At 70.3% G+C, this 14,326-nt stretch carries 12 protein-coding genes and 1 tRNA gene; 9 read left to right on the top strand and 4 right to left on the bottom strand.

From position 1 onward, the window contains the following. Positions 1-11 precede the first annotated feature (11 nt). The 5 genes from purD to FHS13_RS18525 all read left to right on the top strand — a co-directional run bounded on the left by purD (position 12) and on the right by FHS13_RS18525 (position 5,986). Positions 12-1,262 (top strand): phosphoribosylamine--glycine ligase, encoded by a 1,251-nt coding sequence (purD, locus tag FHS13_RS18545; protein WP_184293222.1) that lies wholly within the window; start codon positions 12-14, stop codon positions 1,260-1,262. Positions 1,263-1,287: 25 nt separating this feature from the next. Then, a complete protein-coding gene (locus FHS13_RS18540; RefSeq protein WP_184293221.1) occupies positions 1,288-2,193 on the top strand; it encodes a phosphoribosylaminoimidazolesuccinocarboxamide synthase in 906 nt (301 codons plus the stop codon). 379 nt (positions 2,194-2,572) lie between these two features. Further along, positions 2,573-3,874: a UDP-N-acetylglucosamine 1-carboxyvinyltransferase gene (murA, locus tag FHS13_RS18535; RefSeq protein WP_246405439.1), complete on the top strand. Its 1,302-nt coding sequence runs from the start codon at positions 2,573-2,575 to the stop codon at positions 3,872-3,874. Positions 3,875-4,145: 271 nt separating this feature from the next. After that, positions 4,146-5,396, top strand: a complete 1,251-nt coding sequence (locus tag FHS13_RS18530) for a transcriptional regulator (RefSeq protein ID WP_221443189.1) — start codon at positions 4,146-4,148, stop codon at positions 5,394-5,396. A 95-nt stretch (positions 5,397-5,491) separates the two neighbouring features. Then, positions 5,492-5,986 (top strand): hypothetical protein, encoded by a 495-nt coding sequence (locus FHS13_RS18525; protein WP_184293219.1) that lies wholly within the window; start codon positions 5,492-5,494, stop codon positions 5,984-5,986. Positions 5,987-6,047: 61 nt separating this feature from the next. Here FHS13_RS18525 and hisC read toward each other — a convergent pair whose 3' ends face one another. Continuing rightward, positions 6,048-7,127, bottom strand: a complete 1,080-nt coding sequence (hisC, locus tag FHS13_RS18520; RefSeq protein ID WP_184293218.1) for a histidinol-phosphate transaminase — start codon at positions 7,125-7,127, stop codon at positions 6,048-6,050. 211 nt (positions 7,128-7,338) lie between these two features. On the opposite strand from hisC, the gene FHS13_RS18515 reads away from it, so the two are divergent. Then, entirely contained in the window at positions 7,339-8,040 is a 702-nt protein-coding gene (locus FHS13_RS18515; RefSeq protein ID WP_184293217.1) for a hypothetical protein, read from the top strand. A 35-nt stretch (positions 8,041-8,075) separates the two neighbouring features. On the opposite strand, the gene FHS13_RS18510 is transcribed toward FHS13_RS18515, so the two are convergent. Both FHS13_RS18510 and FHS13_RS18505 read right to left on the bottom strand, forming a co-directional pair. Next, a complete protein-coding gene (locus tag FHS13_RS18510) occupies positions 8,076-9,233 on the bottom strand; it encodes a MauE/DoxX family redox-associated membrane protein (protein ID WP_184293216.1) in 1,158 nt (385 codons plus the stop codon). Between the two features lies 1 nt (position 9,234). After that, positions 9,235-10,197, bottom strand: coding sequence for a hypothetical protein (locus FHS13_RS18505; protein ID WP_184293215.1), 963 nt, complete (start codon positions 10,195-10,197; stop codon positions 9,235-9,237). A gap of 327 nt (positions 10,198-10,524) precedes the next feature. Here FHS13_RS18505 and FHS13_RS18500 point away from each other — a divergent pair, with 327 nt between their 5' ends. Both FHS13_RS18500 and FHS13_RS18495 read left to right on the top strand, forming a co-directional pair. Then, positions 10,525-11,049, top strand: a complete 525-nt coding sequence (locus FHS13_RS18500) for a SigE family RNA polymerase sigma factor (protein ID WP_184293214.1) — start codon at positions 10,525-10,527, stop codon at positions 11,047-11,049. A gap of 77 nt (positions 11,050-11,126) precedes the next feature. Further along, positions 11,127-11,215 (top strand) — tRNA-Ser (locus FHS13_RS18495). Between the two features lie 726 nt (positions 11,216-11,941). Here the strand turns inward: FHS13_RS18495 and FHS13_RS18490 are convergent. Continuing rightward, a complete protein-coding gene (locus FHS13_RS18490) occupies positions 11,942-13,024 on the bottom strand; it encodes a Fic/DOC family N-terminal domain-containing protein (RefSeq protein ID WP_184293213.1) in 1,083 nt (360 codons plus the stop codon). A gap of 665 nt (positions 13,025-13,689) precedes the next feature. Between FHS13_RS18490 and FHS13_RS18485 the strand changes: the two genes are divergently transcribed. Continuing rightward, positions 13,690-14,028, top strand: coding sequence for a histone-like nucleoid-structuring protein Lsr2 (locus tag FHS13_RS18485; protein ID WP_184293212.1), 339 nt, complete (start codon positions 13,690-13,692; stop codon positions 14,026-14,028). Positions 14,029-14,326: the final 298 nt, after the last annotated feature.

Below are 14,326 nucleotides of genomic sequence, written 5' to 3'. Positions count from 1 at the left end.
AAGAGGCCCCCTTGAAAGCCCTCGTCCTCGGCGGCGGAGGGCGCGAGCACGCCCTCGTTCGCGCCCTGTCCCTCGACCCGGGTGTCACCAGCATCCACTGCGCGCCCGGAAACCCCGGTGTCTCGGACCTGGCCGAGAACCACGTCATCAACGTGACCGACGGACTGGCCGTGACCGAGCTGGCCGCCCGTATCCGGGCGGAGCTGGTCGTCATCGGTCCCGAGGCACCCCTGGTCGCGGGCGTCGCCGACGCGCTGCGGGAGCGGGGCATCCCGGTGTTCGGCCCGGACAAGGAGGCCGCCCGCCTGGAGGGCTCCAAGGCCTACGCCAAGGAGGTCATGCTCGCCGCGGGCGTGCCCACCGCGAGGGCCCGGGTCTGCCGCAACGCGAGCCAGGTGTCCGACGCGCTGGACGAGTTCGGCGCCCCCTACGTGGTGAAGAACGACGGCCTGGCCGCGGGCAAGGGCGTCGTGGTGACCGAGGACCGCGCCGCGGCCGAGCGCCACGCCCGCGAGTGCGGGCGCGTGGTCGTCGAGGAGTACCTCGACGGCCCGGAGGTCTCCCTCTTCGTGCTGAGCGACGGCGCGCACGCGCTGCCGCTGCTGCCCGCGCAGGACTTCAAGCGCGCCTACGACGGCGACCAGGGCCCCAACACCGGCGGCATGGGCGCCTACGCCCCGCTGCCGTGGGCCCCGGCCGGCCTGGTCGACGAGGTGATGGAGTCGGTCGTCCGGCCGACCCTGCAGGAGATGAACCGGCGCGGCAACCGCTACCAGGGCCTGCTGTACGTGGGCCTGGCGCTCACCTCGAAGGGTCCGCGCGTGGTGGAGTTCAACGCCCGCTTCGGCGACCCGGAGACCCAGGTGGTGCTGGACCGGCTGGCCTCCCCGATCGGCGCGGTGCTCCAGGCCACCGACACCGCCGGTCTGAAGGAGATCGGCTCCCTCCAGTGGAAGCCGGGCGCGGCGGTCACCGTGGTGGTGGCGGCCGAGGGCTACCCCGGCGACCCGGTCAAGGGCGACGTCGTCGGCGGACTGGACGCCGCGAACGCCCTGGAGGGCGCGTACGTGCTCCACGCGGGCACGTCGTGGCGGGGCGCGAGCGACGTCGTCGCGAGCGGCGGCCGGGTGCTCAGCGTGGTGGGAACCGGAACCGACCTGCGTCAGGCCCGCGAGCGGGCCTACGAGGCCGTGTCGAGGATCGAGCTGCGCGGCTCCTTCCACCGCACCGACATCGCCGAGCGCGCCGCCGCGGAACTGTAAGAGCCACGAGGAACCTGGGAACGCCATGAGCGGTTTCGTCGTCACGCCCGAGCCCGTCCGGGTCGAGGGCCTCACCCACCTGCACACCGGCAAGGTGCGCGACCTGTACGCCACCGCCTCCGGTGAGCTGGTGATGGTGGCCAGCGATCGCGTGTCCGCCTACGACTGGGTGCTGCCCACGGAGATCCCGGGCAAGGGCCGGCTGCTCACGCAGCTGTCCCTGTGGTGGTTCGACCAGCTGGCCGACCTGGTGCCGAACCACGTCCTCTCCGACACGCCGCCGGAGGGCGCCCCCGCGGACTGGGCCGGCCGCACGCTCGTGTGCCGGAGGCTGGACATGGTGCCGGTCGAGTGCGTGGCCCGCGGGTACCTGACCGGCTCGGGCCTGGCGGAGTACCGCGTGGACGGCACGGTGTGCGGGATACCGCTGCCCGAGGGGCTGGTGGACGGTTCCGAACTGGACGAGCCGATCTTCACCCCGGCCACCAAGGCCGAGGTCGGCGACCACGACGAGAACGTCTCGTTCGAGGAGGTCGCGCGGCACCACGGCGGGGAGCTCGCCGCAGAGCTGCGCGACCTCACCCTGCGGGTGTACGCGCGCGGCCGGGAACTCGCCCGGGAGCGCGGGGTCCTCCTGGCCGACACCAAGTTCGAGTTCGGCCGGGACGCCGACGGCTCCCTGGTGCTGGCCGACGAGGTCTTCACGCCCGATTCCTCCCGGTACTGGCCCGCCGACGCGTGGGTCCCGGGGCGCCCGCAGGAGTCGTTCGACAAGCAGGTGCTGCGGGACTGGCTCACCTCCGCCGAGTCGGGGTGGGACCGGGCCTCGGACACCCCGCCGCCGGGCCTCCCGGAGCCGGTGGTCGAACACACTCTGGGCCGCTACACGGAGATCTACGAGCGCCTGACCGGGGAGAAGCCGCGTCTCTAGGGGGTCCGGCGCCGTGATACCGAACACCTGCTCGGTATCACGGCCGGCGGAAGCACGTATGGTTGAAGGCACTGTGTGCGGCCCCGCGGCGCCGGTCGGCCAGTCGCACGGTGATCCCCTCCGAACTCGGTCTTTCCCGTCAGGCGAATACCTCTTTGGACGATTGGCAGGGCTCCGTTCCGGTTCTGCGGGTACAACCCGTTCCGGGCCGGTCCCGGCCGACCGGTGCTATAGAGTCGTCGCGAATCAACGGTTCACTGGCCGCGCAGGTCACACACGAGATCGTCGCAACGTTCCAGGGGAAACCCGCGTCTAAGAAGCACATAGGCGAAACCCGACGAGGGTGACCTTTTTTCACATCTGCCTCACAAAGGAGCACATGAGCATGGGCCAGGAGGTTCGTTACCGCGTCCGCGGCGGACGCCCCCTCAATGGAACGGCGTTCGTCCAGGGCGCGAAGAACGCCGTCCTGCCGATGATCGGGGCCGCCCTCCTCGCGGCCAAGGGCCGTACGGTGCTGCGGAACGTCCCAGTCATCGAAGACGTCTACCGCTCCCTCGAGCTCGCCGAGCACGTGGGCGCCAAGGTCGAGTTCCACGAGGCGGAACGCACCGTCGTCATCGACGCCTCCTGCCTGAACGACCCCGAGCGCGCGGTCCTGCCCGCGGACATCGCGGCCCGCTTCCGCGGTTCGGTGCTCTTCGTTCCGGCGCTCATGCACCGCACCGGTCGCGCCCGCATCGAGGGCGTGGGCGGGTGCAACCTCGGCAGCCGCAACCTCGACTTCCACTACCGGGGCTTCGCGCGCCTGGGCGCCGAGGTCACCGAGGACCTCGAGCTCAACCACATCAACGTCGTGGCCGACAACCTCCGCGGCGGCCGCCTCTACCTCGACACCCCCTCGCACACGGGCACCGAGAACCTCATCATGGCCGCGGTCCTGTCCCCCGGCACGACGGTGATCGAGCACGCCGCGCTGGAGCCCGAGGTCCTGGACGTCATCGACTTCCTGACCGCCATGGGCGCCAAGATCAGCGGCGGCGGCACCGGCCTCATCACGGTCGAGGGCGTCGAGGAGCTCACCGCGGTCGAGCACACGATCATGTCCGACCGCATCGACGCCGGCGTGTTCGCGATGGCCGTCGCGGCCACCGGCGGCGAGGTCAGCCTGGTGGGCGCCCACCTGGACCACCTGGGCGTGGCCCGCTGGAAGATGGAGCAGATGGGCGTCGAGTTCGCCCAGCAGGGTGCCGTCCTGCACGTGCGGCGCGACCCGCAGGCCCCGCTGCGCCCGATCAACGCCGTCACGTCGCCCTTCCCGGGTTTCGCCACCGACCTCCAGTCGCCGCTCATGGCGCTGGCCACCATGGCCGAGGGTGAGAGCTACATCCACGAGGCGATCTACGACGGCCGGTTCGCCCTGGCCGACGAGCTCAACAAGATGGGCGCGAAGATCGAGGTGGAGGGCACCCGCGCCATCGTGCACGGCCCCACCAACCTGCGCGGCACCGAGGTGATCGCCCACGACCTCCGTACCGGCGCCGCCCTGGTGCTCGCCGGACTGGTCGCCGAAGGTGAGACAATCGTGGCGCCCGGCTATCTGGTGGACCGAGGTCACGCACAGTTCGCGAACCGTCTCGCTGCGCTGGGTGCCGACGTGGAACGCGTCAGCGCCTCCTAGCGGGTCGAAAGCGCAGTTCAAGCCGGGGTGGGGGGTCTCCTCCCACCCGGGCCTTCGGCGTTGATATCGAAAACGATCTTCTTTGGCCCCGCACAATGGGTACGATCTCGGCAATCATGCCGTGACAGAGATCGGATCGGGTCGGAAAACCAGTGGGCGCACATAGTGAAGAGCGTGGAATGGTAGCGGGGAGCAACCCGAGGTGAGTGCCCAGCGTACTGGCGATTTGACGATCGGCGTCATAGGGCCCCATGAGGTGGTCGAGCGGGTCATGCTCATGGGTCCTGGGTCCACGGGCCCACTCAACGCCAGACTCATCGCCGCCGCGTACCGAGATGAGCAAGAGGCGACCGACAAGGTCGTCAGGCTGGGGTCGGCGATCGACGCCTACCTGTTCGCCAGCCCTGTCCCCTACGAGTTCGCGCGCAAGGCGGGCGTTCTCACGATGCCCGCCACCTACGTACCGCTCGGCGGGGCGAGTCTGCACGAGGCACTGCTTCGCGCCACCCTGGACGAGCGCTACGACCCGACCAGAGCGAGTCTGGACGTGCTCAGCCGCGCCGACGTGGTGGAGGCCTACTCCGAGGTCGACCTGCCCGTGGACGGGATCCACGTGCACGAGGAGCTGACCAACACGGCTCAGCTCACGTCGTTCCACGAGGGGCTGTGGCGCCGCAAGGCCACCAAGATGGCGATCACGTGCGTGCGCGGGGTCGCCGAGCGGCTGGAGGCCATCGGGGTTCCCGTGGTCCGGCTCCGGCCGACCAACGCGGGTGTGCGCAGCGCCCTGCAGACCGCCGGTCTGCTGGGGGCGCACCACCGCCTGGAGGAGGCGCAGCTGGGCGTGGTCATCGTCGACGTGCCCACCCTGCGCGACTCCTCCCGGCGCTCCACCCCGCGCTACTGGAGGGAGGAGCTGCGGCTGTCGCTGCACCGCCTGCTGCTGCAGGAGGCGCACCGGATCAACGCGACGGCGCACCGGTTGGACGACCACACGTTCATGATCACGGCGACCCGCGGGTCCCTGGTCACCGCGACCGAGGGCTTCAGGCAGCCCCCGTTCGTGGAGCGGATCAAGGCGGAGCTGGGCATCGCGATCGAGGTGGGCATCGGCATGGGCCGCACCACCCAGGACGCCGAGGCCCACGCCCGGGCGGCTCTGAACCGCGCCCAGGCGTCCCGTCAGAGCTTCGCGGTGGACCGCGAGGGTCGTTCCCTGGTCCCGGCCCAGCGCGCGCCCGCACGGCAGTCCTCGGAGCCTCTCAGGACCAAGGGGCGGGAGACCCTCGTCCGCCTCTCGGAGAAGATCGCGGAGGAGGACGGCCCCCTCGTCGTCGACGCGGAGAACGCCGGGCGGATGCTGGGTGTCACCTCCCGGACCGCGCGCCGGCTCCTGCGCACCCTCGTCGAGGAGGGGCTGGCCTGGCCCCTGCCCCCCAACCGCACCCTTCAGCCGGGGCGCCCCCGCCAGCTGTACCGGCTGATCGTCGAGAAGCTCGACAAGGACTCCGCGGGCAAGTAGCCGCGGACGACGGAAAGGAGCGCCCCGAGGGGCGCTCCCTTCACGTGCGCGGACCCCGCCGCGCCTGGTCCCGAACCCCCTGGAACACTTCTCGCATGCGCCGACGCCTCGTCTCCCTGGCCGTGCTGGAACTGGTCAACATCCCGCTGTTCGCGTTCGTCCTCTTCGGTCTGCTGGACGTCCCGCCCTCCGCCGCCAACCTGGCGGGCTTCGGGCTGTTCGCGCTCCTGCTGGTGGAGGGGAGCGCCTACTGGTGGCTCAAGCTGCGCCAGCTGCGCACGGGCACGCCGCTGCCGGCGGGGACCGGGGTCTTCCGGGTGCTGCTGCGGGTCAACGTCGCCCTGCTGGCCGCCGGCGGCGCGCTCGTGCTGTGGCAGCTGTCCGGCGGTGCCCGCTGGATCCAGGTGCTCCCCGGACTGGGGCTGTGGCTGTTCGCGATCCTGGAGCACGTCAACTACTTCCACGTGCAGTTGATGCACGACACCCGCGCCGACCTGTCCCGCCTGCTGCGCTCGGGCCTGCACCGCTCCCACCTGTGGCGCGACATGGACCGCCACCGGAGGGCGTCCGCCGCGCGGACCGCCGGGTGAACGCGGGCGCCTCCGTCCACAGGCTGTGGACGGAGGCGGATCCAGGCTCAGGAGGGTGCCGTCAGCGGCGCTTCCCGTAGGCGGTGGCGACCGACAGGAACAGGTCGTTCTCCTCCGGGGTGCCCAGGCTCACCCGGGCGCCCTCCCCCGCGAAGGGCCGCACGGACACGCCCACCTCGGCGCAGGCGGCGGCGAAGTCCAGGGTGTCCTCCCCCAGGCGCAGCCACACGAAGTTGGCCTCGGTGGGCGGAACGGTCCACCCGGCCTCGACGAGCGCGTCGCGGACCCGGCCGCGTTCCCCGACCGTGGCGGCGACCCGCTTCAGCAGCTCTCCCTCGGCCTCCAGCGAGGCGATCCCGGCCGCCTGGGCCAGGTGGTTGACCGCGAAGGGGACCAGGGTCTTGCCGACCGCGGCGGTGACGTGCGGGTGGCCGACCAGGAAGCCCAGCCGCAGCGCGGCCAGGCCGTAGGCCTTGGAGAACGTGCGCAGCACGGCGACGTTGGGGCGGTCGCGGTACAGCGTGACTCCGTCGGGCACCTTCGGGTCGCGCACGTACTCGCGGTAGGCCTCGTCCAGGATCACCAGGACGTGCTCGGGAACCCGGTCGAGGAAGGCGGTGAGCTCGTCCTCGCGGACGGCCGTCCCGGTCGGGTTGTTGGGGTTGCAGACGAGCACCATGCGGGTGTCGGCGGTGATCGCGTCCGCGATCGCGTCGAGGTCGTGCACCTCGTCCTTGAGCGGCACCCGCACGGAGGTGACCCCGGCCAGCTCCGCCAGCAGCGGATAGGCCTCGAAGGAGCGCCAGGCGTAGACGACCTCCGCACCGGGCTCGCCCACGGCCTCCAGCAACTGCTGGAGGAGGCCGACGGAACCGGCGCCGAGGGTGACGTGCTCCTCGGGGACGTCCAGGCGGGCGGCGAGCGCGGCCTTGAGCTCGGTGGCACCCGGGTCCGGATAGCGGTTGAGGTCGGCGGCGGCCCTGGAGACGGCCTCGCGGACCGAGGCGAGCGGCCCGTGGGGGCTCTCGTTGGAGGACAGCTTGACCGAGCGACCGTCAGGCCCGACGACCTTCTGTCCGGGCTTGTAGGCGGGAATGCTCTCCAACACCGACCGCAGATATTGCGGTTTTGACTGCGACACCGTTGTCCTTCCTCAATACTTTGAGTTACCCCCGCTGCACAGTGAGCGATCGCACGCGGAATGCACGCCGCTCCCAGCGGAAATATCGCACAAACGAGGAGATAACACCATGCAGTTGCGCCCCCACCTCATCATTGGGAAGCACGTTTCGGCTGATCAGGCCACCCCCGAGCCGAAGCGCCGCACGGCTGTCCGGTCATGGGCCCTCCCGGTGATCCTCCCTCTGGCCTTCCTCGCCAGTGCGTGCGGCGGGGCCGAGGAGACCGGGTCCGAGCAGGAGCAGAACACGGCCGCCGTCGGCGAGGAGGCCCCCGCCGAACCGACCGCCGACCTGCACGCGGCCCAGCCGGCGGAGTTCGACGGCGCCACCCTCGTGGAGGAGAACAGCGAGAGCGGCGTCTACTCCGAGCTCGCCACGGTCAAGTACGGGGAGGAGCTCAAGGCCTCCACCGAGCTGGACAAGCCCGAGTGCCTGGAGGCCGCGCCCAAGTGGGCCAGCCTGGACACCGTGCAGTCGGCTCCCGCGTCGGTGGCCTCCTACGAGTGGTCCGAGGGCACCGTGACCCACATCTTCGTGCAGATGGGCGAGGAGAGCGCCGCCCAGGAGGCCATGGCCGCCGAGGTGGAGAGCGACTGCTCGACCTACACCGCCACCTACGAGAACGGCACCACCGCGGAGTACTCCCTGACCGACCTGGACACCGTGCCGCAGGTGGCCGACGAGTCGCGGGCCTTCTCCGTCGAGACGTCCTCCGACGCGGGCGACAGCCGCATGTACAGCATCACCTACCGCAACGGCGACATCCTCGGCACCACGACCGTCATGGGCTCCGGGGAGCTGGCGGACTACCAGGAGATGCTCGTCGGCTTCACCGAGGCCGCCGTCGAGCTCCAGCAGCAGAAGCTGGGCTGACGCCGACGGCGACCCCGCGTGCCGAGGCCCTCGGGTCAGCCCTGCACCAGCGGATCCCCGGAGGCATCGGTGCCGACCGCCTCGCCGGTCCCCGGACCGGCGAGGCGCCGCTCCGCGGATTCCGACGGGTCCGCCGAGGCGGCTCCGGACGTCTCCGCCGGGACGGGCGCGGGCTCTTCCGCGGGCCGACCCGCCCTGCCGACACGTCTCACACCGGACTCCATGCCATCGGTGCTTCCGGACAGGCCCCGGCCGGACGGATGCTCCCGGGCGGCCCTGAGGCTCGCGGCCGCCGCGTCGGCGTCGAAGCGCTCCTTGTCCCTGCGCGCCGCCACCCAGGGGTCGGGCAGCCCGCGCGAGGGCCAGGGAAGGTCGTCCGCGGCCGCCGCACCGAACGAGGCGAGCAGCGCGGCACTCTCACGGTCCACCACGACGGCGCGCACGTCCGCGCGCCGCGGGCCGTCGACGTGCACCGCGTACACCACGTCCACGGGACGGTTGTCCCGCATCCCGTCGTAGCGCAGGAAGCGCCAGCAGCCGTGCCGCCACACGTCCTGGGCCTCCTCGGAGGTCATCACCTCCTCGTTGGCGCGCCACACCGGGCTCCGGCGCAGTCGGCGCACGCTGGTGTTCAGCGGCACCTCGCGCAGCTCGCACGGCTCGCGGTGGCGGATCCGCCGAGCCGCCTCCCGCAGTTCGGGGCTGAGCAGGCCGAGGACGAGCAGTTCCACGCCCAGCACGGCGGCGTGCACCGGCGTCGGCGAGACGACGACCTCCCACCCGGAGGAGGCGATGCCGAACGTGGCCAGGGCGGCCGCCGACAGCAGTCCCGCGCGGGTCAGCGTGCGCCATCCGATCGGGGCCCGGCTGAGCCCCCCGAAGCAGCCGCAGCTCGCCTCCGGGTCGCGTCTGCGCGCCAGCAGCAGCACCGCCACCGACGCGGCGAACACGACCGCCGTGAGGATCCTGGCGGCCTCACCGGGCAGCCCCGCCAGGGCGAGCAGGCCGACGCCCAGCGCGCCCTCCAGCAGGCCCGTGCCGGCCGCGGCCGGCCTGCGCAGGCGCTCGGGCAGCAGGACCGCCGCCCCGGATCCCGTGTTCCGGGACACCGCCTTGGCCGCGGCTCCGAGCAGCAGCAGCACCGCCAGGAGCGGCAGTTGGACCTCGCGTGCCGCCTCGACGATCTGGAGCATGTCATTCCTCCCCGTTGTGGACCGTCATGGTCGCGTTGAAGCACCCGTCCTCCAGCCGCCCCCCGAGGGCGACGAAGGCCGTCATGGTGAGGGAGGCGATCCGGCCGGCTCCCCTGCCGCCGCACGCGGGGCACAGGTCGCACAGCCGGCTGTCGGCGGAGGCGCAGCCGGTGACGGGAACGGCCGCGGACGCCCTCGTGCAGTCGTTGCGCAGGTTCAGGACCGCCCCCTCGGACAGCAGCGGCAGCGGGAGGCACGGCGTGCCCCGGTCGCAGGCGGGATCGTGGCCCGCCCGGTCCAGGGCGGGGTAGGCCGCGCCCCGCACGTGCGCCCGGGGGTCGGTGTGGGAGGAGCGCCCCCAGGCCGGGTCGTACCAGGTGGCGATGCCCGAGAGCGTCGGGGAGAAGCGGCGCACGGGCGGTCGGCGGGGGGCCGCCGCCAGGGGGTGGGGCGGCTGGGTGGTCGCGGGCCGCACGGCCCACACGGCGCCGTCGCGCCACACGCCCACGGCGTCGAAGACGTAGCCGGGTTCCAGGCGCGGATGGCGGACGGTGATCCGGCCGGAGGAGCGGTAGGGGATGACGACGGTCAGCGGCGGGCGCCCGTGTCCGGGGTCGATCGACAAGGTGTCCCCGCTCCGGTCGGTGATGACGCCGGTGGCGCGGGCCGCCCGGGCCCACACGCGCTCGGCCACGAGGCGGCTCTCCGGCGAGCAGCGCACCACGGCGTCGTCGCCCGGCCGCAGTTCGCGGGGCCGGACCTCTCCCCCGCGCCAGAACACGGTGCCGGGCTGGAGCAGGAAGCGCTCCTCCCCGCCCGGTACCGCCAGGAGGAGCATGCGGTCGGTGGCGTCGACGACCACACCGCGCGCCACCCGGCCTCCCAGTTCGGTGGGCTCGGGCGCGGTCCCGGCACCCAGGAGCACGGCGGTGAGCCGCCTGCGGTCCCCTCCGGTCACCGTCATCTCCCCACCCCTTGTCGCCCGGCTCGTCCCATGTGCCCATTGTCGCGACCGGGTGCGCAGCCGGCACCGGCACGGGCCCGGCCGCACATCAGGACGAGCACAGTGGGTCACGGAACGCCTACAGCATGTTCCAGGAGAAGGCGCAGAAGCCAACACCTCCTGGCAAGAAGTCCGAAAAATACACAGAACCATGCACCGCGCACGCCTTGCGACTGCCGCGTTTGTCGGCACCTGGGACATATCTGCCTGTGTGTTTGCCTTTGCTGTGTGACAGTTGTGGGAAGGGGCGGAACGACAGGGCAGCTCAGCAGAGGTCGGTGGTCGAACGTGGCGGGAGGAGCGACCCACAGCCCCCGGTACGAGGAGTTCAGCCGCTACGTGTCCGAACACGGCCCCGCCCTCCTGCGCATGGCCCGCTCCCTCACCGGCAGCCACGCCGACGCCGAGGACCTGCTCCAGGCAGCCCTGGTCAAGACCTTCCTGGCCTGGGACCGCATCGCCGACGCGCGTGCCCGCGACGGATACGTGCGCCGGGCGATGGTCAACACCCAGATATCCGAGTGGCGCCGCAGCCGCCTGGACGTGTACCCGACCGACGAGATCCCCGAGCAGCGCGTCGACGACCCCACCTGGCGCAGCGACCTGGCCGACGTGGTCGGCCGGGCCATGGACAGGCTGCCCGAGCGCCAGCGCACCACGGTGCGCCTGCGCTTCTACGACGACCTCACCGAGGCGCAGATCGCGGCCCGCCTGGGCGTCACGCTCGGCACGGTCAAGAGCACGCTCTCCCGTGCGGCCGACAAGCTGCGCCGCGACGCCGACCTCGTCATCGAACGCACCGGCAGGGGGTGACACCGCCGGCCCCGGTGCGGTGCCGGAGTGCTCGTTTTGCACAGCACCCCCCAAGGTCTGTACTCTGGGTACCGCCAGGAGGATTCGCCTAGTCAGGTCTATGGCGCCGCACTGCTAATGCGGTTTGGGTTTACGCCCATCCGGGGTTCAAATCCCCGATCCTCCGCGCACCGGCCTGGGGCTTCCGTGTCACGGAAGCCCCAGGTCTCTTTTCTGGGCGGTTGGCACGCACGAGGCACGCGCATCAGTCGACATCGAGGACCTCCTCGGCAGCTTCCCCCAGCCCTCGGCTCGGCTTCACGGTAGCCTCTACACCGAGACAGCGCGCTGTCCTTCAGCAGCCTCGCGCTCCTGGTGTGGCATCGAGCACCCGCAGGAGTCGCCGGTGAAGCTTGGCTGCGCGTGTCCCGGAGTCCTGCTGATGACCTTCGTCCGGACATTGGCGGCCAGGCTCGGACTGGCAGATTCGTGCCTCGACCCGTGAGGGTCACCGGCGGCATCCCGGACCGACGCACCGACTCGGCCATCTGAGCAGTGACGTTTCCCAGCCGCAAAGGGCTGCCCGGTTCCGCAGTGAAGACGAGGCCGTTCTCCTCCCACAGCTCACCGACTGCTACGCGCTCCTGTGCCTGGCGATCCTTCCATGCACGCCGCACATCGACAGTCGTGGTGTCCAGATCGATGTAGCGGTAGCCCGTTTCGCTCTTGGGCTCCCCCACCTCGCCATCACCCTGGCATGCCTCACGTATCGGCACGGAGGCGTTCTCCAGGTCCACGTCCGGCCACTCGAGCGCCAGGAGCTCACCACGGCAAGGGACCCACGGACGATCGCGATCCGGTACGCGCCAGGCAACTTGAGCGACCGTCATCGCTGATCGTCGCCCGTGTCCGCTCACTCGGGGCGCGTCAACACGTCCAGGAACTCGTGGTTCACGAAGAGGCGTTCGCGACCGACCTTGACATCGCGGAGAAGCCCTGCTTTGACCAGGGCGTGTAGCCAGGACGACGCGGTCTGGCGCGAGACCTCGCATCGGTCGGCGACGGTGTTGATGCGGCAGTAGGGCTGTTCGAACAGGACGGCCAAGAACTGTGCGTCCCGACCGCCCGGGGTGGCGGCACGAGCTCGCTCGGCGATGTTCTCCTGGCACGTGCGGATGGCTTCGATCTTTCGCGTCGTCGATACGGCGGAGTCGCGGACCACGTCGAGCATGTAGAGGACCCATTCGATCCAGGCACCGTCAGCCGTCACGGCTCGCAGGAGCCGGTAATAGTCGTTCTTACGGGCGATGACAGCGCGTGAGAGATAGAGGATCGGGTCGTCCAGCAGACCGGCCTCGATCAGCATCAGGATGTTGATGACGCGGCCGGTGCGTCCGTTGCCGTCATGGAAGGGGTGGATCGCCTCGAACTGGTAGTGGGCCACCGCCATGCGCACCAGCGGATCGAGGTCGTCCTCGGCGTGAACGAACCGCTCCCAGGCCGACAGCTTCTCGCGGATGAGGTCGGCGCCCTCGGGTGGGGCGTACACGACCTGCCGTGTGGTCGGGTTCGCGATGCGCGTACCGGCCACCGCGCGGATGGTCATCTCCCGGCCCTGCAACTCGGAACAGATCCGGACAGCTGTCGCAGACGTGAGTGGCCGGTTCCTGATCGATTCGACTCCTGCGAACAGCGCGCTCCGGTAGCGCAGTGCCTCCTTGGTGGCGTGGTCTCCCCCGCCCGAGTCGGCGTGCTTGAACAGTTCATCGGCCGTGGTCACGATGTTCTCGATCTCGGAGCTGGCTTGCGCCTCGAGCAGCGGAACGGCGTGGATCAGGACGTTGGGGTTCGGCAGCAGTTGGCCGGCCTGGGCAAGTGTCGCCAGCGCCGTTCGGGCTTGGACGGTCGACTTGAGCACGGGCTTGGGCTCGAGGTCAAGGCCGGCCGGCGGCAGCGGGGGCAGATCGTTGAAGGGAACGTCGGGGCTCCAGGACACGCGTCAACTCCTTCGACATGCCCACACCACGTGTTAAGAATCCTGGATAAACCTAACACGTTCTTGGGATGTGTCAGGTGTCTCGACATGTCCTCATCACGCGCCGATCCGTCCCGAGTGATACACGAAGCCCCGTCGCCTGCGGCGGGACGGTACTCGGCCTGAGCCGGCACCCCCACCCAGAGGCGTTCGGACCCCGCCGCGGCCAACAGCAGCTCCAGGAACTGGTCCGACATCAACGTCTCCCTCACACGGCAGGAGGGTTGCGTGGTGATGGCGGTGACCAGCGGGGTGGGGTCCTGCCGAGGATGTGGGGAGCACCGGACCACACGGAAGGAGCGAGGTCCGACAGAACCGAGCGTTGGCCTGCCGATCCGACAATCACCGTGTGCCCGGCGGAGCGAACCGATCCGCGCGAACCTGGAGTGAGCATGAGAGCCCCAGAAAGTCCCCAAGCAGCAATACCTGAGGAAACCGGGGGAGGCAGAGAAACTCCTGAAAGGACCGGGGAAGCAGGCCCACGCCGACATGAAATGGAATGCTTTTCTTCTTCCGGCACCTCGGAGCGGGAGCAAGACAGCAGAACATCCAGCGGCAAAATTTGACGCCACACCGTTCTTGTGTGCTATTTTCCTTCACGTATCCGAAAAGACACGGGGGGTACCATGGCACAGAGGGTCCAGGTATTTCTGATCGACGACCTCGATGGCAGTGACGCAGAGGAGACGGTGACGTTCGGGCTGGACGGGTCCGTCTACGAGATCGACCTGAGCAGCGCCAACGCCGCCAAGCTCCGGGAGGTCCTCACACCTTTCGCCGAGGCAGGACGCAAGGCGCCCGTCAAGCAGGCCAGGGGCGGCAAGCGGCGATCGCGCGCCACCGCATCGCGTGAACGCAGCAGCGAGATCCGCGCATGGGCCAAGGCCAACGGCAAGCCCATCAACGAAAGGGGTCGTATCCCGCAGTCCATCGTGGACGAGTACGAGGCGGCCCAGAAGTCCTGACTCCGCACAGTGGTGGGGGAGGGCACATCATGTGCCTTCCCTCACCTCCGGAGACCCAGGCACCTTTTGCCATGGCATGGCGAAACTCCGACCCCGAGCACCCAGGGAGGCCACCGATTTCCCTGTGAATGCCCACGCCGGGCATGTCAATTCTTTCCTTCTGCAACGGAATTTCTTTCCAGGAAATCACACCCGGGAAGGGCCAGGGCTGTTTCAAAGTCGGGATCGTGAGCCATCGGCTCTGATCACGGCCTTGTAGCGATCTGGTCGAAGCCCTCACCAACGAACAACGGAGCCC

The sequence above is a fragment of the Nocardiopsis algeriensis genome, from assembly GCF_014203695.1.
Taxonomy (GTDB): Bacteria; Actinomycetota; Actinomycetes; order Streptosporangiales; family Streptosporangiaceae; genus Nocardiopsis; species Nocardiopsis algeriensis.
The sequence above is the reverse complement of the archived record's forward strand: the minus strand, read 5'-3'. Positions and strand labels throughout refer to the sequence as shown.

Excerpts from the sequence above, each read along its gene's own strand:
- FHS13_RS18540 (WP_184293221.1), top strand. The coding sequence starts at position 1,288 with ATGAGCGGTTTCGTCGTCACGCCCGAGCCCGTCCGGGTCGAGGGCCTC.
- FHS13_RS18530 (WP_221443189.1), top strand. The coding sequence starts at position 4,146 with ATGCTCATGGGTCCTGGGTCCACGGGCCCACTCAACGCCAGACTCATC.
- murA (WP_246405439.1), top strand. The coding sequence starts at position 2,573 with ATGAGCATGGGCCAGGAGGTTCGTTACCGCGTCCGCGGCGGACGCCCC.
- FHS13_RS18505 (WP_184293215.1), bottom strand. The coding sequence starts at position 10,197 with ATGACGGTGACCGGAGGGGACCGCAGGCGGCTCACCGCCGTGCTCCTG.
- FHS13_RS18510 (WP_184293216.1), bottom strand. The coding sequence starts at position 9,233 with ATGCTCCAGATCGTCGAGGCGGCACGCGAGGTCCAACTGCCGCTCCTG.
- FHS13_RS18485 (WP_184293212.1), top strand. The coding sequence starts at position 13,690 with ATGGCACAGAGGGTCCAGGTATTTCTGATCGACGACCTCGATGGCAGT.
- FHS13_RS18525 (WP_184293219.1), top strand. The coding sequence starts at position 5,492 with ATGCGCCGACGCCTCGTCTCCCTGGCCGTGCTGGAACTGGTCAACATC.